Here is a 1,170-nt window from a genome sequence, read left to right on the forward strand (position 1 = left end):
AATGGGAAAATAAGTATCTAATAACTCAAAAAGAAACTTAACCATTTTAATCCAGTCGATGTTAGCTTCTTTGCAAAGCTAGTGGAAAAAAACTGCACTTTCGCAGGTTTTCTCCCTAGCAAACTGATTCCCACCCAGTCGTGCAGTTCCATGACCTACAGCGGGAGTCGCGCGTCCAGAAAAAACGGCTGTCCCCCCAAATTAGTCACACTCGTACCCCCAGCCTTCGCAGAGTGTCGCGACTTGCTCGGGCAGCCTGACAATTGCAGGCTTTCCCCCTCACAAGCTGCTTCTTGCCCAGTTGCGCAGTTCCACGACCTACACCGGGAGAGTCGCGCGTCCAGAAAAAATGGCTGTCCCCCCAAATTAGTCACACTCGTTTCCCCAGCCTTCGCAGAGTGTCGCGACTTGCTCGGGCAGCCTGGGTACCCGCATCATCTTTACGAAGCCGATTGCCCGAGCTTGAAGCCGATGCGTATCCCGTTTTCCTCGAAGCTGACGTTCCTTACACCCACGAGCTTCGGCAGATGCTCTTCCAGCGAGATCCGGAGCGGCGGCAGTTGGAGCAGACTGCTCGGCAGGCTCGCTTCTTTGATCTGCGTACTTGTATGTACAATCTCGATGTTCGGGCTGTTCCACTCCACATTAAAAAACAATTTGGCACCGACGGGGATTTGCCCTCGCCACAGCAGGTTGACATCCGCCTGGAGCTCGTTGCCCCGCAACTGCAGTGCGGCTCCTTCGATGCGAATATCATGAGGCAGTTCCCGATGAGCGGCCAGCTGTTTTTTGACCAAATCATTGAGTTCCGCTTCCGTGATGAGCATCTCGAATTTGCGGTTTTTGATCATGTCGACGATTTTGCCGCCGATCGGCACCTCGCGGTAGTTCAGGTCGAGCGCTTCGGTCGGCTTTACGTACCAGATCACGGTCCCCGCCAAGGCGGCGAATATGACAAGGACTGTACAGACGAAAATAAGCAGCTTTTTCATCAGCTTCATGGCCCCGGCTCTGAGAGTCTGGCGGACGGAGTTCGTCCGCCAGACTCCCAGAGCAACACGCGGGCGCTACTCCTTGCCCTGCTGCTTCGCCTTGAGCCAGCGCGGCGCGCCTTTGCTCTTGCGGTCCCGCTCGCGCTCCGCCTTGCGAGCGGCCGGGCCCGCGGCCTTG

Annotated in this window: 1 protein-coding gene; it reads right to left on the reverse strand. The window is 56.1% G+C overall.

Annotation, left to right across the window (positions count from 1 at the left end; genetic code table 11):
* Positions 1–440: 440 nt before the first annotated feature.
* The gene (locus tag AC6RNO_RS36630; protein WP_474686119.1) at positions 441–1,001 is read right to left on the reverse strand and encodes a hypothetical protein; all 561 of its coding nucleotides are present in this window, start codon (positions 999–1,001) and stop codon (positions 441–443) included.
* Positions 1,002–1,170 lie beyond the last annotated feature (169 nt).

Source organism: Paenibacillus sp. sgz302190, assembly GCF_059820445.1.